Source organism: Anaerotignum neopropionicum (assembly GCF_001571775.1).
Lineage (GTDB): Bacteria > Bacillota > Clostridia > Lachnospirales > Anaerotignaceae > Chakrabartyella > Chakrabartyella neopropionicum.
Map to the genome: position 1 here is coordinate 289262 of NZ_LRVM01000004.1, position 21940 is coordinate 311201.

Sequence of the window (21940 nt, forward strand, 5' to 3'; positions counted from 1 at the left end):
TTCACAATAATAAATTCAAGCTATTTGTTGGCTTTATTCAAATAGGAAAAGGAGGGGAAGCATGAGATTTTTTCATATTGGAGATTTGCATTTAGGCAAAAAAATTTATGATTTTTCCATGATAGATGACCAAAAGTACATCCTTACTCAAATCTTAAAAAGGGCAGAGGATGAACACATTGACGCTATTTTGATTTCCGGCGATGTCTATGATAAAGGGGTTCCGCCGGTGGAGGCAGTGCGCTTATTGGACGAGTTTCTAACTGAGCTGTCTCAGCGGAAAATTTCGATTTTTATGATAGCAGGAAACCACGATTCATCTTATCGTTTGGATTTTGGCAGCCGTCTTTTTGGGGAAAATAAAATTCATATCTGCGGAAGCTATCAAGGGCGGCTTGATCCGATTATTTTCCAGGATGAATTTGGAGAAATTGGTGTGTATTTACTGCCTTTTGTGAAACCGGCTTTGGTTAGTCCCTTCTTTCAAGAGGATATTCCCACATATCAAAGGGCGGTTGAATTGACTTTGCAAGAAACAAACTTAAAAAAAGAACGAAGAAATATTTTATTGGCACATCAATTTGTAACCTGGCACGGTATCGCAGAGCAAAGCGATTCTGAAACCTATTCCTTGGGCGGGCTGGATGAGGTGGATGCCAGCGTATTTTTTGATTTTGATTATGTTGCGTTGGGGCATTTGCATAGTCCCCAAAGAATTGGCAAGGACGAGATTCGCTTTGCAGGCTCACCACTGGCCTACTCTTTTTCTGAAATTCGACGAAAAAAATCCATTACCATGGTGGAATTGAAAGAAAAGGGCGATATCAAGCTTGATTTTATTCCACTTTTGCCTAAACGCCCCCTTAGAGAGATCAAAGGCCCTTTATGCTCCCTGGTGGATGCGGCAAGGCTTGAAGGTGGATCGGAGGATTATATTCGAGGGATTCTTACAGATGCAAAGCTGCTAAACGACCCAATGGGACAGCTGAGGTCATTATATCCCAACATAATGACCATCGAAATGCAAGCCCAGGAAAGCCACGTAGAAAAAGAGTTTCCCTATTCCGCAGAGGATACCTCACCACAGGAATTGTTTCAATTGTTTTTTGAACGGCAAAACCACAGGGAAATGGATGAAATGCAAAAGCAAGCTGCACAGAAGGCTTGGGAAGGATTGGAGGGTGTTGTGGAATGAAACCGATACACTTAACAATATCGGCTTTTGGACCCTTTGCTGAAAAGGTTGAAATACCCTTCAATAAATTGGGGGATGGCGGTCTTTTTCTGGTTAGCGGCGATACGGGTGCAGGGAAAACCACCATATTTGACGCAATTTGCTTTGCATTATTTGGAGAAACCAGCGGTTCCAGTCGTGGTATTGATAGCGTTCGCAGCGATTTTGCCCTTGGAAAAACGAAAACCTTTGTAGAACTGATATTTCAGCATAGGGATAAGCAGTATCGCATTGTTAGAAACCCCGCCTATCGACGGCCGAAAAAAAACGGCGAGGGAGTGACAACAGAGGTTGCAGATGCGGCTTTGTTTTGTGGGGAGGCAACACTTTCTACTGGATTTGTGCAGGTAAAAAAAGCCGTGGAAGAGCTTTTAAGCGTAGATGCAAAACAATTTAAGCAGATCGCAATGATTGCCCAAGGTGAATTTTTAAAACTATTATATGCCGAAAGCAGTGAAAGAGGGGCAATTTTTCGCAAAGTGTTTCATACTGATCTTTATTCGGATTTTCAGCAAAGGTTAAAGGAAGCAGAAAAACAAAACAGAACCAATTATGAGGACAGTGAAAAACGGTTACTCCACCACTTGCAGCAGCTTTGTCCCCAAAGAACTGAGGAAGATAAGAACATGGTTTACCAAGCTGAAACCATACTGATTGGGGAGGAGGAAGCGTTTATAGCCAGCCAAAAACAAATAAAAGCCTTGAAGCAAGAAAGGGCAGCCTTTTTGGAAAAAGAACAGGTATTGGCTACACTGATCAGCAAGGGGGAAATTAATAATAAAAGAATTGCAGATTTGGAAAGTGCAAAAAAAGAGCTTTTTGTTTTAATAGAACAAAAAGAAGAAAATACAAACAAACAAATTTTTCTTATAAAGCAAAGAATTGCCCAAGATTATGTTCTTCCTCTTGAGGAAAACTTGCAGCGTGAAACAGATGTTTTTGAAGATGCAAAACAACAAGTTGTAGATTTTACGAAAAAGTTAGAGGCACTTCGTCCAATTTTAAAGGAAAAGGATGAGGAAAGAAAAAATCTTGAGGAAGAACAGCCGAAGCTAAATGAAGAGAAAATTCGTTTGAAAAAGCTGCAAAGTGACTTTGCAGTTTACGCCCGAAGAGAAAAGCTGATACAAGAAAAGGCCGTTTTGCAAGAAAAGAAACGCTTTTTAGAAAATCAAGCAGTGGAACTACAAAGCAATTTAAAGGCGGCGGAAGATAGAATCAACGAGTACAAGTTAAAACTAGAAGAAAGACCACTCTTAGAAAAGACGGAATTGATACTCAACCAATCCATTCAGACAAAAAAAGACCGACAGAGTCGAATGAAACAGATTGTTCAAATGCAAGAGATTCTAAAATTGGATGAAATAGCCTTACATGGGATGCGAAATGAATACAAAAAGGCGGACTTGGCTTGGAAAGGAGCAAGGCGTCGCCGCGAGGAGGTAGAGTCTGCTTTTTTGGCAGAGCAAGCTGGCATTTTGGCGTCAATGTTGAAGGATGGTGTTGCCTGCCCTGTTTGCGGTTCGTTGGAACATCCTCAAAAAGCAGTGTTATCCGAAAGTGCCCCCACAGAAAAAGAATGGCAAATGGCGAAGGAGCAAGAGGAGCTTGCCCATACAAAATTACAGGAATTTGCTGCTGAGGGAAAAGGGCTTTTTGTAAAATGCGAATCACAGAAAGAATCTATCGCAAAAGCATATTTTGATGTTTCTACAACAGAAGAAGCTTTTCCTGAGGATTGTAAAATTCTATTAGAAGAAATCAATTTGCAAGAAAAAGAGTTGCAAAAGCAAAACGGGAGAATGCAAGAGCTTACAAAATTAGAGCAAGAGTTTCAACGAGAGAACGTAGCCTTCACAAAGCTGGGAGAGCAATTAGAAATAAATAAGGAAAAATGCAAAGAAAACGCAGAAAAAAATAGTCTATTACAAGGGGAATTCACAGCTTTAGAGGATCGGCTTGAGAAGAACATAACTTCTGCTCAGGCAAAGGCTGCAATGGAGGCCTTGCAGCGATATATTGAAAAAGCAGAGTATGAGTATAGTCGCACCCTTACCATGTATCAGGAAAAAAAGGAGGAGGTACAAAAGCTGGAAACCCGTCTGGAGGAGGCAAAAAACCTGGAAGTGCAAGGGGGAAAACGAGTGGAAATGGCAAAAGAAAATTTTGCCCGCGTGTTACTTGAAAAAGGCTTTTCCTCCAGAGAAGAATATGGTTTGGCTTTGCCAAAGTCCAGAGAAATTATGGAGCAGGAGGAACAAAAAAACCGTGCGTTTTTCAATAAGCTAGACCAGTTAGCGGATTTTATTCAGCGCACTGAGTTGGGTGAAAAAATAGAAAAAACGGATTTAGGAAAGCTTCAGGAAGAAAAGAGAGCCTTAGCACTTCGTTTGCAAGAGTCTGATCATGTTTTAGAGGAGTTAAGCCGAACGAATGCCATAAAAGAAATTGCAATTGAAAATGGAAAGGAAGAATTAAAATTACGTAAGAAAATTGAAAAGCAGTATTTGCCCATTTTAGAGCTATCCAAAACAGCAAACGGAGAGCTTTCGGGAAAGGATAAAATTACTTTTGAATCCTTTGTACAGGGATTTTACTTTGACCGCGTGCTTCGGGCTGCAAATTTACGTTTGGGTGAAATGACGGAAGGAAGATACCGCCTTTTGCGGGCTGAAAATGCTTCGGATAAGCGCAGCCAAAGTGGTTTGGAAATGGAAGTCATGGATTATTTTACAGGGAAAAGCCGTTCTGTGAAATCTCTTTCGGGGGGTGAGGCTTTTAAAGCTTCGCTAGCCTTGGCATTGGGACTTTCTGACGTAATTCAGAGTCATGCGGGAGGGGTTCAAGTAGATGCAATGTTTATTGATGAAGGTTTTGGTGCTTTGGACGAACAATCCAGGGAACAGGCTGTTTTAGTGTTGCAACGCCTTTCATATGGGAATCGCTTGGTAGGAATTATTTCTCATATTACTGAGCTAAAGGAAAATATTGATAAAAAAATAATGGTTCAGCGTGGTTCTACAGGGAGTTCTGTGGAAATTATGGCTTAAAAAGTTTGACGGGTGGTGTTACTACCCGTTTTTTATTAGAAAAAACCACTCGCCGTAGCGAGTGGTTAGGGTGTAAACAAAGTCAAAACCTTGAGGGCTTTGCCCTTAAACACCTACAAGGGTTTTACCCTTGACTCAACCAAAACCCCAGAAATATGGGGTTTCAATAGAATATTTAATTTTGCTTTTTTTAAAAAGCAAATGGACTTGGCAATGCCCAAGGTTTGTCTTCAGTCTGAACACGCGCCGTAGTGAGTGGTTTCATTTAACCGTCTATCATGTTAGAACAATTATTTTTCCATATTTCGGAACAAGAACGTTACAATCTGTGCACGGGTGCAGGGTGCATCCGGGCTAAAGGTTGCAGCGGAAGTTCCCTGTGTAATGCCTTTTTCTGCCGCCCAAAGAACAGCTTCATAATTGTAATCGCCTTTTGACACATCCGTGTAAGGATTTGCACCACTTGCCGCAGGTTTGCCTGCACCACGCCACAAGAAGGTAACCGTCTGCCCACGGGTTACGGTTGCATTGGGGCTAAAGGTTGTTGCGGTTGTTCCTGCGGTAATGCCTTTTTCCACTGCCCAAAGAACTGCTTTATAGTAATAAGCATCCTTGGAAACATCAGTGAATGGACAATTTGCAGTGGTAGGTTCAGGAGAACCCATAGCACGCCATAAGAAGGCTACCATCTGCCCTCTGGTGCAAATCATGCTGGGACCAAAGGTGGTGTTGGTGGTACCACTGGTAATTTCATTTTCCACTGCCCATTGTACCGCATCATAAAAATAGTCGCTGTCTTTTACATCAGTAAAAGGATTTTTAGTTTCTTTCGTTTCTTCTGTTTTTTCCGTTAATTCAGTCCATTTTGCATAAACCGTGGTACTTGTTGTCAGTGTTACACTGCTGATTTTATTGGTTAAAGCTTCATCCGAATACCAGCCTGCAAAGGCATAGCCTTCACGAGTGGGTTTGTAGCTGCTTAAGTCGACGGTATCACCGCTAGTTTTAGAAACACTGGAAATTTCAGAACCACCGTTTGTCTTAAAGGTAAGGGTGCGAGTAAGGCTTACACCTCCGCCACTACTGCCGGAATTACTGCTTGCTTTTTTGAATGTCAGCAATCCTTTTATAGCGCCTGTTAGGATAGCGGGTGTATTATTTTCGTCATCTACACTTAAGCTGCCGTTTGTGGGTACAAGACTCCAGTAGGTATAGCCTAAACTATCACCAACAACGGACATAATTTCTGTTCCCTTTGGCAAGCCTGGAAGGCCAATTACATTGCTCTGGGATTGCGTGGATGTGGTATCAACTACACAGAAAGGAGCAACTGCTCCATTTGTGATCAGCTTACTGTTTTTGTCTACCATAAGTGTACCATCAATGATGTATACGCCATAATCACAACCTGCACTAAGCGTTGCGCCGCCTGTAAGGTTAACATTTCCATTGGCCAGTATACCCATTGAGTCTTCGTCATGTGCGTTGACGTTCAAAGAAGCGCCATCTTCCACATTTAAAGTTTCACAATCAATTGCATAACCAGAGGGAGCGGAAGCATTCAGCGTTGTTCCTCTTCCCATTACATTAATTGTACCGTTTGCGCCCCCGCCAGTGTTGATAGAAATAGAACCATGAACGGTTACGTTGGCTCCATCGGTTAGAGTAATACTTCCGTTTCTCATCCATATGCCCAAATCGTAGGCGGAGCTGATATTATTTTCACCCTCTACTTGAAGGGTGACGTTTCCTTGTGGCAGGGCAATGCCTGTATTTTCTGCTCCAACAGTACCACCTACAAGGGCCGTTGTATTTTCAATGGTGGCGTTACGGAGAACCAGTGTGCCAGTGTAGGTTTCATCCACATCATCGTAGGTAACATCCATCCACAATGCATAGCCATTCCCTGCGGGGTAATAGGTGTTTGCGGTAGGGGTAAGGGTAGACAAATCCAGACCGGCGGAGACATCGTGCCCTTCTGACACAAGGATTGTACTGCCATTGGCAAGGGTAATGCTCGTGCTGGTGCCTGTGCTGCCCGTAAGCTGAATCACGCCGCTTTCAGAGGTTAGAGTTTGGCTTTCAGCAGCAATTGGGGTTTCGCACTCTCCCGTGACTACGATGTTATTTTTGGCTGCCAGTGTAACTGCTCCAAGGGTTTCAATAGCAGGGGCTGAGCCCTTGCCGGTAACGGTAATACTGCCGACGGTTGTAACAATAGATACATCAGATACATCGCTAGAACTGTCAATAGCCCTATTATTGCCGTTGTTTTGAATCGCTATATCGCCAGTGGCAGTGATATTAGCACCACCAAAAATGGTAGGCGCCTCACCATTGGAGGTTACGGTAACATTTTGTGCAGTGAGTACCGTTAGACCGGATACAGCATAGGAACTCTCACTGGAAACGAATACATCGTCAGCCTGTGTTACTGTAAGGTCGCCGCTAACAGCGATGTAGGTGTTTGTAACCGTAATATTTCCATCGGCAGAAAGCGTTATGCCATTATCGGCTGATAGCAGTGGGCCAATGGCGTCACCGGTAAAAGATAATTCTTCTCCTGTGGCTGTGACAGAAATTGAGGAACTGTGAATCAACATGCCACGGGTATCGTGGGTCACGCTGACAGATCTGCCCTTCAGCGTGACTGCAGCACCACCACTACTTATTACAGGTGAAGAACCGCTGCCGGAAATCAAAATATCACCGGTTGTTTGGAGATTCACTGTATTCATGCCCAAAAAAGCGCTGTTTCCGCTTGAGGAGATGGTAATATTACCGGAATATCCATCTTCAGTTTCTACGGTGCCACCATTCATTGCAGGTGCACTGGCGGTTTGGTCAGCGCTAAAATTCACACTTTCGGATAAGGACAGTGAAGCGCCGGAAATATCAACTACTGGCGCACCACCACAGGTAAGGATCAAACTACCAGAGCCGGCGATGATCAATTTGTCATCTCTGATCATAAGGGGACATGGGCCAGTACTGTTTAAGCTGACATCGCCCGATACGGTCAATACCCCGCCGCTAAAATAAAGGTATGGTGTATCGTCAGACGGCTGTTCATCTACTTCCTTAACGAGGGCAGACGCCGGATCATCACCGTCTATAGCGATATAATACTTACCGTCCGTCAAGGGAGTATTGCCGATATTAACGGATGGATTTGCTGCAAACGCCATTACTGGCAGCAGCATCAGCATCATACATAGGCATAACAAAGTCTTAAAATACGTTTTTTCATTTTTTTCCTCCTCTTATTTGTGCTATTTTTTCATGATTCAAATACTCGCCGAAATCTAAATAAACTTAGCCATGACAAGGGGGAATCTCGTTGTTGTTTTTTTGTGGGCCTGTTCCCCGATATAATTTCATCAACTTGTCCAAGGGGCGGCTAGCAGAAATCAGCCCATGGAGCAGCTTGCTTTGTCCTACATCCCTGGCAAACGGGTTTGCAAAGATAGGGCTAGGCCTACTTGACCGAGTTGTTCCACTGAGGTGATGTATGGGTTTAAGTGCAACATAATATTTTCCATGGGCTATCCTCCTTTACAGTTTTATTCGTCCCTCGCTGTTCCTGGATGGTCAAAGTTGTAACAGTAATGGCTTTTGCATGACTAAAAAATGGCTGCGCAAGGTTATAATTTGATGATCATTTTGTAATTAACCTTTTATATTAATTCAAGCGGCGTTGCCGTTGATGGAAGTTTAGCTTTTTATTTTATATTTGCCTGATTTTTTCCAAACTTAGTTAAATATAGCAAAAATAAGTAGATTTGTAATCCATCTAAAGGATAATTTGACATAAAATTTTATTTTTTTCAAAAAAATATTTTACGACCATAAAAAACAAAATGCGCTGATCAAAATAATTAAAATAATTGGAGAGAATTTGCTGTTTAAAGTGAAACAATCACAGGATTTTTTTTTGTGCATATTTTAATCAAAGATGGGGGGCGAAAAAATGGCATGGGCAGATAAAAAAATTCTTGTTATTGGGGGAGATCAAAGACTTCTTCTTTTGGCAGACCTATTAAAAAACAGCTTTCGTTCAGTTCAAGTTTACGCCTTGGCGGGTGCTGATAGCTTAGCAAAAATTGAAAAGGCAGACTCTTTAAAAAAAGGATTGGAAGGGGCAGATATCATTGTTGGCCCTGTACCTTTTACAAAAGATGGAATCCACATTTTAACTAAGGAAAATACAACAATTTTGCTGACTGATTTTATGGAAAGTCTTATGGAAAATGGAATTTTATTTGGTGGAAATATTCCAATTTCCGTTGTAGAAGCGGCAAAATTGAAAAATATAAAATGCTGCGACTTTATGAAGATGGAGGAGGTTGCATTGGAAAATGCAATTTCTACCGCAGAGGGCGCAATTGCAGAAGCAATTACATTAAGCCCACAAAACGTAAATCAGCAAAATTGCTTGGTATTGGGTTACGGTCGGTGTGCAAAAGCAATTGCCCAGCGACTAAAGGGCTTGAATGCAAAAGTGACGATTGCCGCAAGAAAGGATACGGCACGAAAGGATGCTATTAGCCAAGGCTATGGAGCAATCTCTTTGGAGGAATTGAATGATTCTATTTCAAAGGAACAATTTATTTTTAATACCATTCCGTTCAGAGTATTAAATGGGGATCTTATTGAAAAAGTGGCTACGGATGCGGTAATTATTGATATTGCCTCATCTCCGGGAGGCACAGATTTTGAGGCCTGCGCAAGGCGAGGGATTCAAGCCAAGCTATCTCTTGGTATTCCCGGCAGATTTTCGCCAAAAACAAGCGCAGTTATTATGCTTCGTGGAATGATGGCTTCGTTAGAATGAAGGTTTGGGGGCGTTTATTGTGAAATTAGAAGGAAAAAATGTTGGCTTTGCAATTACCGGATCATTTTGCACATTTGATAAAATTATCCAAGAACTTGAGAATTTGAAGAAAGAAAAGGCAAATATCATCCCCATTTTATCTGCCAATGCCGCAACTCTGGACACAAGATTTGGCAGGGCTGAGGATTTTGTAAGGAAAGTTACAGAAATCACAGGTAATGAGCCGGTTTTATCCATTGTTGATGCAGAGCCGCTTGGCCCGCAGGGCAAGTTGGATATTTTAATTATTGCACCTTGCACAGGTAATTCCATTGCAAAACTGAGTAACGGGATTACCGATACCTCTGTTCTTATGGCGGCAAAAGCACACATGAGAAATAATAAGCCTTTGGTTATTTCTATTTCCACCAACGATGCTTTAGGCTTGAATTTGTCCAACATAGGATGTTTGATGAACACAAAAGGGATATATTTTGTGCCTTTTCAGCAGGACAATTATGAAGGTAAGCCGAAATCCATGATTGCGAAAACGGAATTAATTGTTCCCACCTTAGAATTGGCCATTGATGGAATTCAAATGCAGCCTTTGCTTCAGTAAAAGGGGAAGTGGAAAAATCCCATTGCTTTGGTATTTGCAAGTAAGAATATAGTGTATTAGTGTTCAATTGATAGGCATTCTTCAACTGTTTTGGAGATGCCTTTTTTATTGGGTATACTTCGATTATGATGAGTATTTTTAACCGAAAAGATGAAGATAAGGATATATTAAAGCCGTAAAATCAATTAAATATTCTGGGGGAAGAAAAAAAGGGGAGCATAAGATTTTAGGCTTGATTTTAACTGGGATGCAGTAGTGGGAATTTTATTTATAACAATTTCTCGCAGCTTGCTATTGCTCCTGAAACTTTTATTTTTAGCCCAAAAATTCTTTTAAAAAGATGGAAACAGCGGACCGTACAATTAATGGGTTTTCTAATTAAAAAACCCTCCATTACGATATAAATACCATAAGGAGGATTTTTTATTTGAGTTTGTTTTGATATAAAAATATGTTTTCAATATTTAAATTACCTCACCTGATTGAAATGCAATTTATTCATCTGCCATCTTTTGATTTCTTGCATTTCGAACAAGCCCTAAAGGTTCAAGGGCAATCTTTTTCTCAGAAAATAATTTTAAAAGCCCTATTTGATTTGTGTTTTCTTTTTCCTGGCAATCCTTGCAGGAACAATTAGAAACATAATCATCTGGTTCGTTGTAGGTTGTTATGACACCCTCATAATTTCTGAGTATGACCTTATTTTCAGCTACGGAAACGACATAATTGGGCATAACCGGAATTTTTCCGCCGCCGCCTGGTGCATCTACAACATAGGTTGGTACGGCAAAGCCTGACGTGTGTCCCCTTAGACCCTCCATGATTTCGATTCCTTTTGAAACCTTCGTTCTGAAATGTTTAATACCTATGGAAAGATCGCATTGATAAATATAATATGGCCTAACCCGCATTTTGACAAGCTCATGCATTAATTTTTTCATAACAAATGTGCAGTCGTTTACGCCTCGCAAAAGTACGGTTTGGTTCCCTAAAGGGATACCGGCGTTTGCAAGCATTTCACACGCTTTTTGAGATGCAGGAGTAACCTCGTTGGGATGATTAAAATGGGTATTTAGCCAAATGGGGTGATACTTTTTCAGCATTTCTACAAGCTCTGGGGTGATTCTTTGAGGTAAAACAACGGGAACTCTGCTGCCGATTCTGATCACTTCCACATGAGGAATTGCTCGGATTCGTTTTATAATCTCTTCCAGTTTACTGTTTGATAACAAAAGAGGATCGCCGCCAGAAATAAGAACATCTCTGATTACTGGTGTTTTTTCGATGTATTCGATAGCCTTTTGTATTTGTTCCATGGGAAGGGAGTGGTCATTTTGTCCTGCAAATCTTCTTCTTGTACAATGTCTGCAGTACATAGCGCACTTATCGGTAACCAGCAGAAGAACTCTATCGGGATATCTGTGTGTAAGGCCTGGAACAGGGGAGTCGGCTTCCTCGTGAAGGGGATCCTCACAATCGCAGCTAGACCATTCCAGCTCCGAGGTGGTGGGGATTGCCTGTTTTCTGATTGGATCATTCGGGTCATTTAGGTTAATTAAGGAAAGATAATACGGTGTAATCGCCATTCTCAAAGTGCCAAGGCATTTTTTAATCCCCAATGCCTCTTCCGGCGTTAGTTTCATATGTTTTCTTAAATCTTCCACAGTTTCTATTCGATTTCTAATTTGCCATTTCCAATCATTCCAATCACTCGGACTTACATTTTCAAAAAAATTGTTTTTATTTATAAATAATGGTTTTGCTCTTTCGTTGTTGCTTAAAAAACTATTACTGAATTCCAAATTTACTTGTTTTGCTGTTGCTTCTCTACTCATAAAAGACCTCCTTCGTTAAATAAATTACATTTTCAAAAATTCTTACTGTTGTAAAGATTTAAACCATACATTCATATCTTCAATTTTCCCCCCGATTTGCGTGTTGTTTATTAGTGTGCCTGAAAAAACATAGCCGCATTTTGCAAAAGTTGCATTCATGCCATAGGAAACGGCGCGTGCAATAGTGTATGCTGTTTTTATCTCCTGTTTTTTCATTTCCTTTTCCATTTCTGTCAGTAAAAAGAGTGCTAACTTGTGACCTCTATATATTGGGTCGACTGCAAAATCCGTCATCTCCACATTTTTATCTTCCAAACTTATTTCGCATGAAGAAAGTGCAATAAGATCATTTCCTTTCCATATGCCGAAATAAATTACATTATTTTCCATTGTTTGCTTAATATATTCGGGTTCAAATATAGGAAACGGATAAGAATCAAAAACTTTTGAATACAAATTTGCCATAGCAAAAACATCGTTGGTATTTGCTTTTCTAAACAAAAAATCCTTTTTTAAAACTACTTTTGTCTCTAGAGCCATAGAAGTGCCTTTCGCAATTGCACTTTCCAATACTTTTTTGTTAAGCTCGCTCGTTGTAGATATGCTTCGTGAAGCATCAAGATATTTTGCCATAAAAATACAATTTTCCGTTGCATTGAAATAAAACGGTACATGAGCCTCCATAACATACCCATTTTCCAAAAAAGTGGGGATAAAAGCTTCCGGAACCTTAGCAAAGATTTTTGTATAGAAATTTTTATCAGCCATATTGTGAATAACATCTAATATTTGCGGCATGTCTTCCGTTGCTAGATGCATAAGATAGATTCTTTTATTTTGCGACCCATGCTGAATCGTAGAATTATTTATTTGAACTATAGTATCGTACATTTGCACCTCCTAAATATTATTACGACATTTAGTGACAACTTATTATATCACAAAAAGTTGGCAGTTGCAAGGGGGATGTCTTGTCGTATATTGTTGAAACAGAAAAAATATTCTGCGTGGGAATGTCAAATGCCCAAAATCGGCGGTTTTCATTACAAATTTAATAGAATACCAAGATATCATTTTAGAACTAAAATGCTTACACTGAAAATAAACTTTGGTGTTGTCTAAACCTATTTTCTAAAAAACAAATAAAATTTTTATGAAACTCACATACTACCCAGGTTTAGGTTGATCAAAGATGGAGTGGCAAAGAAGTGTTACCTGGCCGAAGGACAGCTTTTTGAAGCAAAGTGATGACCCCTCACTGCCCAAGATAGGGCAGACAGCGAAGCTGGCTTTTGCGTTGCAAAAGTGATGACCAAAGCCCTTGCAGGTGTTTGAGGGCAAATCCCTCAAGATTTTGACTTGTATTCATTCTAGGCATCTTAAGGCTAAAATGCTTTTGACAAAAAGTAGGGTAACCTTCCTACGATTAAACTAGATTTTTTATAAAAAGAAGGCTAGTGCATATTTAAGAAAATATGTTTGGATTTATCACATATAAAAAAATAATGAATTCATTGAAAATAAACAAAAAATGAATGGTAGAATAAGTGAAAATGCAAAATTCATTATTTATTTTTATTGATTATGCTGAAAAAAGAAAAAAATATAGATTCTTTCTATATTTTTGCTATAATGATTTCGAGGAGGTTGAAAACAAAAAAGGAGGAAGAAGATGAATTTAAACCAATTATATTATTTCAAGACTTTGGCTGAGCTGGAGCATTATACAAGGGCATCAGAGAAGTTAAACATTTCACAACCAACTTTGAGCCATTCTATTGCTGCTATGGAAAATGAACTGGGGGCGAATCTTTTTGAAAAGCAGGGCCGAAACGTGGTATTAACAAAGTATGGTAGAATTTATTTATTTTATGTTGAAAATGCTTTAACACAACTGGAGTTGGGAAAAAACCAAATTGAAAGGCTGATTGCCGTGGGAGGCGGTCATGTAGGTTTAGCATACATGACATCATTGGGTACAAATTTTGTGCCTGAAATTATTGCTGGATTTTTAAACGACCCACAGAATAAAAACATTTCTTTTGCCTGCTATGAGGGGAATACAAAAACACTAATTTATAATTTAAAAAGAGAAAAATATGATTTAGTTTTCTGCTCAATGCTGGAAAATGAAACCGATGTGGAATTTATTCCTGTTTATGAGCAGGGCTTGGTTGTAATCGTACCTGAAAATCATACTTTAGCAACGAAAAAGAAGGTTACCATTCAGGATATTTGCCCTTACCCATTGATTTGCTATACAAAGGAAAGTGGTATGCGTAGAATCATAGACGATTTATTTGCAAAGGCGCAAATTATGCCCAATATTCTTTGTCAGTTTGAAGACGTTAACTCTATGGCGGGGTTGGTTGCTGCAAATCAAGGAATTGCCATTATTACGGACAACCCGTCCATACAGAACTATAATGTAGTAAAATTAAATTTTGATACAGCTTATTCAAAGCGTATGGTTTATCTTGCATATATGGTTAACCGATACTTACCCCCTGCTGTTGAAAAATTCAAGGATTACATTGTCAATATTACAAAAAAATAATTTTCAAACCTTTTAAGCGCATATTATCCAATATGCGTTTTTTTATGAACTTATTTGGGAATTCATGACAAATTCATATAAGAACTTTATAAACAAGCTATATTTGGATGATATAGATAATAAATAAGTAGATCTTTTGAATTTTTAGTAGGCTGCAAGTCAAAATAAACAAAAATGTTTTCCACACAAGGAAAAATGTTTCTGAAAAAAAGACAAATAAATATTGACAACCTTACCATTCATGCGTACAATCTTAATATCAGTCATAAACTGACAGAGAAAATAAATCGCATTATATGTTAATATGGAGGAAAAAGACAACATGGATCAGAACATTTGCAAAATTGCCATATTGGGGATGGGAACCGTTGGTGGTGGTGTTTATAAAATTTTAGAAAAACAGAAGGATAACTTGATTTATAAAATTGGCGGCGGTCTGGAGATAGCTAAAGTTTTAGTTCGGAACAAAGCTAAATATATGGACACGGTTGCTCCCGAGATGCTGACGGATCAATGGAGTGATATTATAAATGATGATGATATTAAAATTATCGTGGAAGTTATGGGTGGGCTTGAGCCTGCAGGGAAATATATTAAGGAAGCTTTGCAAAAAGGAAAGCACGTTGTAACTGCAAACAAAGATTTAATTGCTATTCATGGTCACCAGCTTTTGGAGCTTGCAAAGTCAAATAACTGTGATTTGCTTTTTGAAGCAGCGGTTGCGGGAGGCATTCCCATCATTCGCCCTTTAAAGCAGTGTTTGGCGGGGAACGAAATTACTGAGGTAATGGGTATCATTAACGGCACAACAAATTTTATTTTAACAAAGATGTCCGAAGAAGGCATGGATTTTGCAGATGCCTTGCGGCTTGCAACTGATTTAGGCTATGCTGAGGCGGACCCAACAGCAGATATAGAGGGATATGATGCAGGCAGAAAGCTTGCAATTTTGGCTTCCATTGCGTTCCATACACCCGTGACCTTTCATGATGTCTATACAGAAGGAATTTCAAAAATTACAGCAAAGGATATTCGCTATGCTCATGAGCTTGGCTGTGAAATCAAATTATTGGGCATTGCAAAAAATAAGGAAGATGGAATTGAGGTAAAGGTTCATCCAACAATGATTTCTGCAAAGCATCCGCTGGCTTCGGTAAAGGATTCTTTTAATGCGGTTTTTGTGCATGGTGACGCCGTGGATGATGCTATGTTTTACGGGCGTGGTGCCGGGGAATTTCCTACGGGCAGCGCAGTCGTTGGTGATATTATTGATGTTGCCAGAAATATGCAATTTTGCTGCTCCGGGCGAATTGGCTGCAGCTGCTACAAAACCATACCCATCAAAAATGTGCGAGAAACCATAAGCAGCTATTATGTGCGTATGAAGCTGGAGGATAGAGCAGGAACCCTGGCTGCCTTAGCGGGTGTTTTTGGCAGTAACAATGTAAGCATTTCCAAGTTGCTGCAAAAAACCAAGCAGGGGAATACTGCTGACATAGTAATTGTAACCTATGATGTTTTAGAAAAGCAATTTATGGATTCCATAGCAGAAATTTCTAATATGTCTATGGTCAAAGAAATTTCTTCTATCATTCGTGTTTATTATTAATTTTGAAATAGAAAAGATCTTATAAAAGAACCTAATAAACTATATTAAACAGTATCTGGAAAGAATGGAGAGTCGAAGTGTGTCGAACTCTGCCATTCTTTTTTTTGTTTTTTACAGTAAATTTGACAAATTTCGCAACGTAACGTGCCTATAATTTGTTTTAGGAGGGACAGAATGGAGGCTTCAATTTACATAGACGTATTGTTTTTTTGGGAATTTACCATGGATTTATTCCTGCTATGGGCAGCAGGGCGAATAAGCGGCTTTCAAGCCAAAAAATGGCGCCTGATTCTAGGTGCATTTTTATCGGCCCTATGTCATTGCTTATTGTTGGTTTTCTTTTTTCCGAACAGTGGAGGTATTTTCCTTTCTTTTGGACTATTAATCCTTGGGCTTTCAGTTGCATATTTACCCAAAAGTTTACAAAATTTTGTTCGGCTTTTTTTCACTGCGTTATTTGCCTCTTTTTTGCTAGGAGGCGGCTTAAACGTATTGTTTACAGCTACGCAGGTACAAAAAATTTTGGGGACTGGGCTGATTGTTAGACCCAAGCTTTTTCCCTGGCAATACTTGCTTTGGGGAGTTGCTGTAGGCTATATTGTGCTAAAAATAAGTGGAAAATGGATCGAAGCACATATCAGACGACGACGGGATTTCTGCACAGTTTACCTTCGTAAAAACGGAAAGTGGACAGAAGGACGTGTATTGATTGATACAGGAAATGGACTCAAACGTGATGGTAAGGGTGTTATTGTAATGGAAATTGGAACTGTTCTTTCTTTATTTTCTGCTGAGGAGGGAGAAAAAATATTGGGTGGGGAAAAAGACAGTCTTGTGCCGATACACTACACCAGCCTTGGGAATCCAGAGGGCGCGTTATGGGGCTTTGTTGCTGAGGAATGTCGCATTTGTTTTGGAGAAAAAGTAATAAAATATAATGGGTTATACATAGGTATTTCCTTTGAATTATTTACAGGGTCATATGAGGGCTTAATGCCCCCTTGCTTGTTAGAGGAGGACGATTTATGAAGCACTGGAAATATTTCCTGTTTTTACTAAAATATCATACAGGAGTGTTTTTACGTAAGCTACGAAGAAAAGGCACAGAGGTATTTTATATTGGCGGCAGTGATGTTTTTCCTCCACCGCTTAAGCCGGATGAAGAGGCCGTTTTATTGGAGCAGTTAGGCGGCGAGGATGAGGTCAAGGTAAAAGCAGTGTTAATTGAACGTAATTTGCGTCTTGTGGTTTACATTGCTCGAAAATTTGAAAACACCGGAGTAAATGTGGAAGACTTGATTTCCATTGGAACCATTGGGCTAATTAAAGCTATTAATACATTTAATCCGGAAAAAAAAATTAAATTGGCAACCTATGCTTCCAGATGCATTGAAAATGAAATTTTAATGTATTTAAGGCGTAACAGCAAAACCAAATCTGAGGTTTCTATTGATGAGCCCCTAAATGTGGATTGGGAAGGAAATGAGCTGCTGCTTTCTGATATTCTCGGGACGGAAGGTGATGTAATATATAAAAATATTGAGGAAGAAGTGGATCGTGCGCTTTTAAATAACGCTATGGATAAGCTTTCATGCAGAGAAAGAAAAATAGTTGAAATGCGATTTGGAATTTTGCCTGAAACTTCAGAAAAAACGCAAAAAGAGGTAGCGGATATTCTGGGGATTTCTCAATCCTATATTTCAAGATTGGAGAAAAAAATAATTGGTCGTTTAAAAAAAGAGATAAATAAAATGATGTGAGGTTATTTTATTGAGTAAAAAAATAGAGGCGCGAATGCCCTTGCGAAAAAAATAAGGCACTCTTCGAAAAAAGAAGGATGTCTTATTTTTTTACCTACCGATGCTTTGGAAAATTTATTGAGGGTGAAGTTGGTTTTTTGTGGATTAAGACAATATCTCATAATTTTGGTATGAAAAAGGTTACTATGCCGGTGGTTGTATTTAAATGAATAGGATTTCGTTGTGAACCATATATGCCTTGGTGAAGGCTAGGGTATAGGCAATGATTTGATCTTGCATTGTCACATGGCATGTCACACTGACATATTATGTTGTAGAACGTGAAGTTCTTTAATAGCATGTTGTAGCAAAAAAGAGAGGAGAGACAGAAGGTGAAACGAATAGCACAATGAAAAGAATGGAGGCTAAGTCGAAATTACAGCACCAAGAGTTGGTATTTTTTCTAAGATGGCAGTTCTAAAGACTTCTTTTTGTAAAACTATTTTCACAAAATATTTTAAAGCACTAAGTTTTCCAGTTTCATAAACCCTTGAAAATTGAAACGATAAGAAATATGTTTTTCTGGCAAGCACACGTAGGACAAACTTTGAGGAATACAGTATGTAATATGATACGTCAGGTAGGAAAGGTAACAAGCTTCTAATATTAGAGTATGGGGGATTCTAGGAGGAAGCGGTGATGAACCAAGATGTTTTTAATTAGTAGAAAAGATTTCTATTCTCAGGTAAGTCCAGCGGACTGTTTTTTATTGAGAGTATGAAGGCAAAACCATCAGCAATTTCTAAAAAGTACAACGAAGATAATTATAATTCAAATAAAAAAAGGCTGTTCGAACTATTGCAGCAAAACAGACGAAATTGATTGAGGGGATTTGCAAGTGCAAGCATTCTTTTAGCTTGAAAAGCAAAATTTTTTGATGAAAAGTTGCTTATATTTTTGAAGGAGGAAAATTTATGAATTATGATAATTACAATAATGATTTAAATATGAATGATTTACAAAACAGTAATTACAATGGCACCTTCGGTGGAAGCTCTTGCAGAGGCTTTAACTGCTGTTGTCGTGGGCCGAGAGGACCTGTGGGACCTCCTGGGCCCACAGGTCCTCAGGGCGTAGCAGGCCCTGCAGGCGTACAAGGCCCCGCTGGTGCAACAGGCGCAACAGGTGCAACCGGCGCAACAGGAGCCCAGGGTCCCGCAGGTCCCCAGGGCGAAGCAGGCCCCGCTGGTGCACAAGGTCCCGCTGGGGAAACCGGGCCAACTGGCCCCGCAGGTCCGGCAGGTCCAGAAGGCGCAGCAGGCCCCGCAGGTCCCCAGGGTGAACCGGGCGAAGCTGGTCCCGCAGGTCCCCAGGGTGAAGCTGGTCCCGCAGGTCCAGAAGGCGCAGCAGGTCCCGCAGGTCCCCAGGGTCCCGCTGGGGAAACCGGTGCAGCTGGCCCCGCAGGTCCGGCAGGTCCAGAAGGCGCAGCAGGCCCCGCAGGTCCCCAGGGTGATCCAGGCGAAGCAGGTCCCGCAGGTGTACAAGGCGATCCAGGTCCCGCAGGTGCACAAGGCGAGCCAGGCGTAGCAGGCCCCGCAGGCCCCGCTGGTGCAGCAGGCCCCGCAGGTGCACAAGGCGATCCAGGTCCCGCAGGTGCACAAGGCGAGCCAGGTCCCGCAGGCCCCGCAGGCCCCGCTGGTGCAGCAGGCCCCGCAGGTGCACAAGGCGAGCCAGGTCCCGCAGGTATTCCAGGGGCAGGGGCAATTATTCCCTTTGCATCTGGCATTCCCGCCACTGCAACTACAGTTCTCGGTGGAGTGCTTAATACTTCCAGTGCAATTGGATTCGGAAGTAACCTTTCCGGTATTGTAACTGGTGGTGGAACCATTGACTTGTCAGGACTGACAAATCTGGCATTCTCCGTACCAAGGGATGGCACAATCTCATCACTTGCAGCTTACTTTAGTGTCACTGTTGGCATTGACTTGCCTGACTCAGAGGTAACTGTATACGCACGGTTGTTCCAGTCCACTACACCGGATGATAACTTTACCGAAGTAGTGGGTGGGGAGGTTGCTCTAGCGCCTGTGCTTACGGGAACTGTTGTTATCGGAGATACCCTTAGTGGTGAAACCGCCCTTAATATTCCTGTTACTGCCGGAACCAGATTGCTTTTGGTTTTTAGCGCTGAGGTAACCGATGGTATCGACATTGCAGCTATCGTTACAGGATATGCAAGCGCAGGTCTTGGTATTTCTTAAAGAATGAGATGAGATCATTTATAAAACTTGTATGTTAACTTAAAGTACGCAAAAGCACCCTTCAGAAATGAAGGGTGCTTCCTTTTACACATCCTGATAATGTAGAGGCTCATAATCAGAATTTTGCGTTTTTCCATGCCCGCTATCAAAAAATTGCTGTTCTCTGCCATGTTGCTGACGCTTAATGGCATGGGTGCTATGGCGTACCTCCTGAAATTGCTGAATTCCTTCTGAAAACTCTAATGCACGCAAAATATTCCCCCTCCTTTCTTTTATACTATGCCCAATGGGAAAAAGATTAAGCAGAATATATTAATTTATATTGCTACTCGGGTATAAAAAAACGATTTCTATGGGAAATTTTATTGTTTATAAATTTTATGTTATAATAAATATAATTGAATTATAAAAACACATATTGATGATTCGAGTACAAAATTATTTTATATGCCTTTTATTATATAAGTATTTAAAGTTTTTTTTCCTAATGCTTTGGGGGCTTTTCAAATTTATTCAATTACTTTGTTTTTAAAGAATTAAAATATTATTTGCTCTTTGTTTGGTTTTCATTCAAGATTATGAGAAAGGTGATTATAGGATGCGACAAAATATTAATTTTGAAAGTATTGCAAAAGAATTTTTGGAATCCTTAGGGGTTGTTGTGATCATTGACACGGAAAGCCGTATTATTTATATGACAGAGAAATACGCTGAATTATTTAAAATTTCCAAGCCTTATCCGATTGGGCAGAAGCTACATGATTATGTGCCAAATGAAAGCTTAAGTGCCGTGATTCGTACAGGAAAGGAAAGCGTTGAGGAATTTTTTGAGCATGATGGAAAGACCATGGTGATTAACCGATTGCTGATACGAAAAGACGATGAGATTTTGGGCGGTGTCGCCTTTACCTCTACGGGCAGCCGTTTAACAGTAAAGCAGCTGGAAAACAAGATGAGCTTTTTAAATAAACAGGTACTGTTTTATAAGGAAAATTATTTTGAAAACACAGGAACGAAATTTAATATTGACCAAATCATTACCCAAGACCATGAACTAAAAAAAGTAATTGAATTTACAAAGAGAGCAGCAAGAACCCGTTCGGCAATTTTAATATATGGGGAAAGCGGTACGGGTAAGGAGCTTTTTGCTCATTCCATTCACAGCCTAAGTCAGCGCGTTAAGATGCCGTTTGTTATTTTAAACTGCGCCGCAATTCCTGAAAATCTGCTGGAGTCCGAACTTTTTGGCTATGCCGAGGGCGCATTTACAGGTGCATTAAAGGGCGGCAAGAAGGGAAAGATTGAGCAAGCGGATGGCGGAACATTGCTTTTGGATGAAATTAACTCCATGCCCATACAACTACAGGCAAAGCTTTTGCGTGTCGTGCAGGAAAAGGAGATTCAAGTGATTGGTGGGCAAAATAAGGAGCTTGATGTAAGATTTGTTTTTACCACAAATCAAGATTTGGCTGAAATGGTAAAAGAAGGGAAATTCCGAGAGGACTTATATTACCGCATTAATGTAGTGGAGCTACGGATCCCCCCGCTTCGCCAAAGAAAAGATGATATCCCTATTTTGGTGAATCACTTTATTGAAAAGCTAAATGAAGAGCTTGGTGCCCACATCACGGGAGTCGATAAAAAAGCTATGGACTTATTAGAAAGCTATCAATGGCCGGGGAATATTCGTGAATTGGAAAATATGATTGAAAGAGCCTTTAACTATGCAAATTCCGGTGAATTATCTGTGGAAGATTTTGAGCGCTTGCGTTTGAAAATAAGTATTGCGGAGAATAAGCAAGAAAACAGTTTTACTCTTCGTGCTGCAAAGGAAGAGGCGGAAAAACTGGCAATTTTGCGCGCTTTGAAGCAAACAGGGGGGAATAAAAAGAAGGCTGCGGGTTTGCTGGATATTGATAGAAGTATTCTCTATGATAAAATGAAAAAATACAATATGAGATAGAAAAATATAGCTGTTTCAATAGACTAATTTGAGTATTTTTATTGTTTTTTTCCAATATAGATTCAAAATATGATTAAAGTAAATCATCACCACCAGCTCAGCTGGTGGTTTGCTCTGCCCCTAGAAGGGGCTTTTACCAACTTGCATCTAAAGATGCATTGAACGGTTTGCCAACCGTTTCTTATTCTCTGGCTACTGCTAAAGCAGTTTACTTCTTGCCTGTGCTCACTTGCTCACCCGTAAACGGGTCAATGTATTCT

14 protein-coding genes are annotated in these 21940 nt (G+C 40.2%); 10 read left to right on the forward strand and 4 right to left on the reverse strand.

What is annotated here, in order from left to right:
- Positions 1-61: 61 nt before the first annotated feature.
- Positions 62-1195, forward strand: a complete 1134-nt coding sequence (locus CLNEO_RS08600) for an exonuclease SbcCD subunit D (RefSeq protein WP_066087364.1) — start codon at positions 62-64, stop codon at positions 1193-1195.
- Entirely contained in the window at positions 1192-4284 is a 3093-nt protein-coding gene (locus CLNEO_RS08605) for an AAA family ATPase (RefSeq protein WP_066087367.1), read from the forward strand. Before CLNEO_RS08600 ends, CLNEO_RS08605 begins: the two co-directional genes overlap by 4 nt.
- A gap of 290 nt (positions 4285-4574) precedes the next feature.
- Here the strand turns inward: CLNEO_RS08605 and CLNEO_RS08610 are convergent, their stop codons facing one another.
- Positions 4575-7487, reverse strand: a complete 2913-nt coding sequence (locus CLNEO_RS08610) for an S-layer homology domain-containing protein (RefSeq protein ID WP_162266467.1) — start codon at positions 7485-7487, stop codon at positions 4575-4577.
- 767 nt (positions 7488-8254) lie between these two features.
- Here CLNEO_RS08610 and dpsA point away from each other — a divergent pair.
- A complete protein-coding gene (gene dpsA / locus CLNEO_RS08615) occupies positions 8255-9118 on the forward strand; it encodes a dipicolinate synthase subunit DpsA (protein WP_066087372.1) in 864 nt (287 codons plus the stop codon).
- A gap of 19 nt (positions 9119-9137) precedes the next feature.
- Positions 9138-9716, forward strand: a complete 579-nt coding sequence (locus CLNEO_RS08620; protein ID WP_066087375.1) for a dipicolinate synthase subunit B — start codon at positions 9138-9140, stop codon at positions 9714-9716.
- A 494-nt stretch (positions 9717-10210) separates the two neighbouring features.
- Here the strand turns inward: CLNEO_RS08620 and kamA are convergent, their stop codons facing one another.
- Together kamA and ablB are read right to left on the reverse strand one after the other, a co-directional pair.
- Positions 10211-11551: a lysine 2,3-aminomutase gene (gene kamA, locus CLNEO_RS08625; protein ID WP_083531931.1), complete on the reverse strand. Its 1341-nt coding sequence runs from the start codon at positions 11549-11551 to the stop codon at positions 10211-10213.
- Positions 11552-11593: 42 nt separating this feature from the next.
- Complete coding sequence (gene ablB, locus CLNEO_RS08630) at positions 11594-12442, reverse strand: putative beta-lysine N-acetyltransferase (protein ID WP_066087377.1); 849 nt, start codon at positions 12440-12442, stop codon at positions 11594-11596.
- Between the two features lie 781 nt (positions 12443-13223).
- Here ablB and CLNEO_RS08635 point away from each other — a divergent pair.
- The 5 genes from CLNEO_RS08635 to CLNEO_RS08655 all read left to right on the forward strand — a co-directional run bounded on the left by CLNEO_RS08635 (position 13224) and on the right by CLNEO_RS08655 (position 19717).
- Positions 13224-14108 (forward strand): LysR family transcriptional regulator, encoded by an 885-nt coding sequence (locus tag CLNEO_RS08635; RefSeq protein ID WP_066087381.1) that lies wholly within the window; start codon positions 13224-13226, stop codon positions 14106-14108.
- A gap of 322 nt (positions 14109-14430) precedes the next feature.
- On the forward strand, positions 14431-15717 hold the full coding sequence (locus CLNEO_RS08640) for a homoserine dehydrogenase (protein ID WP_066087383.1): 1287 nt from the start codon (positions 14431-14433) through the stop codon (positions 15715-15717).
- A gap of 174 nt (positions 15718-15891) precedes the next feature.
- Positions 15892-16746 carry a sigma-E processing peptidase SpoIIGA gene (locus CLNEO_RS08645; protein WP_066087386.1) on the forward strand — a complete coding sequence of 285 codons (855 nt, stop codon included), beginning with the start codon at positions 15892-15894 and terminating at the stop codon, positions 16744-16746.
- A complete protein-coding gene (gene sigE, locus CLNEO_RS08650) occupies positions 16743-17477 on the forward strand; it encodes an RNA polymerase sporulation sigma factor SigE (RefSeq protein ID WP_066087389.1) in 735 nt (244 codons plus the stop codon). Before CLNEO_RS08645 ends, sigE begins: the two co-directional genes overlap by 4 nt.
- Before the next feature lie 953 nt (positions 17478-18430).
- Positions 18431-19717, forward strand: coding sequence for an exosporium glycoprotein BclB-related protein (locus CLNEO_RS08655; protein ID WP_066087392.1), 1287 nt, complete (start codon positions 18431-18433; stop codon positions 19715-19717).
- Positions 19718-19801: 84 nt separating this feature from the next.
- Here CLNEO_RS08655 and CLNEO_RS15810 read toward each other — a convergent pair whose 3' ends face one another.
- Complete coding sequence (locus CLNEO_RS15810; protein ID WP_157723525.1) at positions 19802-19969, reverse strand: hypothetical protein; 168 nt, start codon at positions 19967-19969, stop codon at positions 19802-19804.
- 346 nt (positions 19970-20315) lie between these two features.
- Here CLNEO_RS15810 and CLNEO_RS08660 point away from each other — a divergent pair, with 346 nt between their 5' ends.
- Complete coding sequence (locus CLNEO_RS08660) at positions 20316-21680, forward strand: sigma-54 interaction domain-containing protein (protein ID WP_066087395.1); 1365 nt, start codon at positions 20316-20318, stop codon at positions 21678-21680.
- The last annotated feature ends 260 nt before the right edge of the window (positions 21681-21940 follow it).

What these genes read in the sequence shown, in the direction of transcription:
- CLNEO_RS08655 (WP_066087392.1), top strand. Translation starts at nt 18,431, where the DNA reads ATGAATTATGATAATTACAATAATGATTTAAATATGAATGATTTACAA.
- CLNEO_RS08610 (WP_162266467.1), bottom strand. Translation starts at nt 7,487, where the DNA reads ATGCTGCTGCCAGTAATGGCGTTTGCAGCAAATCCATCCGTTAATATC.
- CLNEO_RS08645 (WP_066087386.1), top strand. Translation starts at nt 15,892, where the DNA reads ATGGAGGCTTCAATTTACATAGACGTATTGTTTTTTTGGGAATTTACC.
- dpsA (WP_066087372.1), top strand. Translation starts at nt 8,255, where the DNA reads ATGGCATGGGCAGATAAAAAAATTCTTGTTATTGGGGGAGATCAAAGA.
- CLNEO_RS08605 (WP_066087367.1), top strand. Translation starts at nt 1,192, where the DNA reads ATGAAACCGATACACTTAACAATATCGGCTTTTGGACCCTTTGCTGAA.
- CLNEO_RS08660 (WP_066087395.1), top strand. Translation starts at nt 20,316, where the DNA reads ATGCGACAAAATATTAATTTTGAAAGTATTGCAAAAGAATTTTTGGAA.
- kamA (WP_083531931.1), bottom strand. Translation starts at nt 11,551, where the DNA reads ATGAGTAGAGAAGCAACAGCAAAACAAGTAAATTTGGAATTCAGTAAT.
- CLNEO_RS08635 (WP_066087381.1), top strand. Translation starts at nt 13,224, where the DNA reads ATGAATTTAAACCAATTATATTATTTCAAGACTTTGGCTGAGCTGGAG.
- CLNEO_RS08600 (WP_066087364.1), top strand. Translation starts at nt 62, where the DNA reads ATGAGATTTTTTCATATTGGAGATTTGCATTTAGGCAAAAAAATTTAT.
- ablB (WP_066087377.1), bottom strand. Translation starts at nt 12,442, where the DNA reads ATGTACGATACTATAGTTCAAATAAATAATTCTACGATTCAGCATGGG.
- sigE (WP_066087389.1), top strand. Translation starts at nt 16,743, where the DNA reads ATGAAGCACTGGAAATATTTCCTGTTTTTACTAAAATATCATACAGGA.
- CLNEO_RS08640 (WP_066087383.1), top strand. Translation starts at nt 14,431, where the DNA reads ATGGATCAGAACATTTGCAAAATTGCCATATTGGGGATGGGAACCGTT.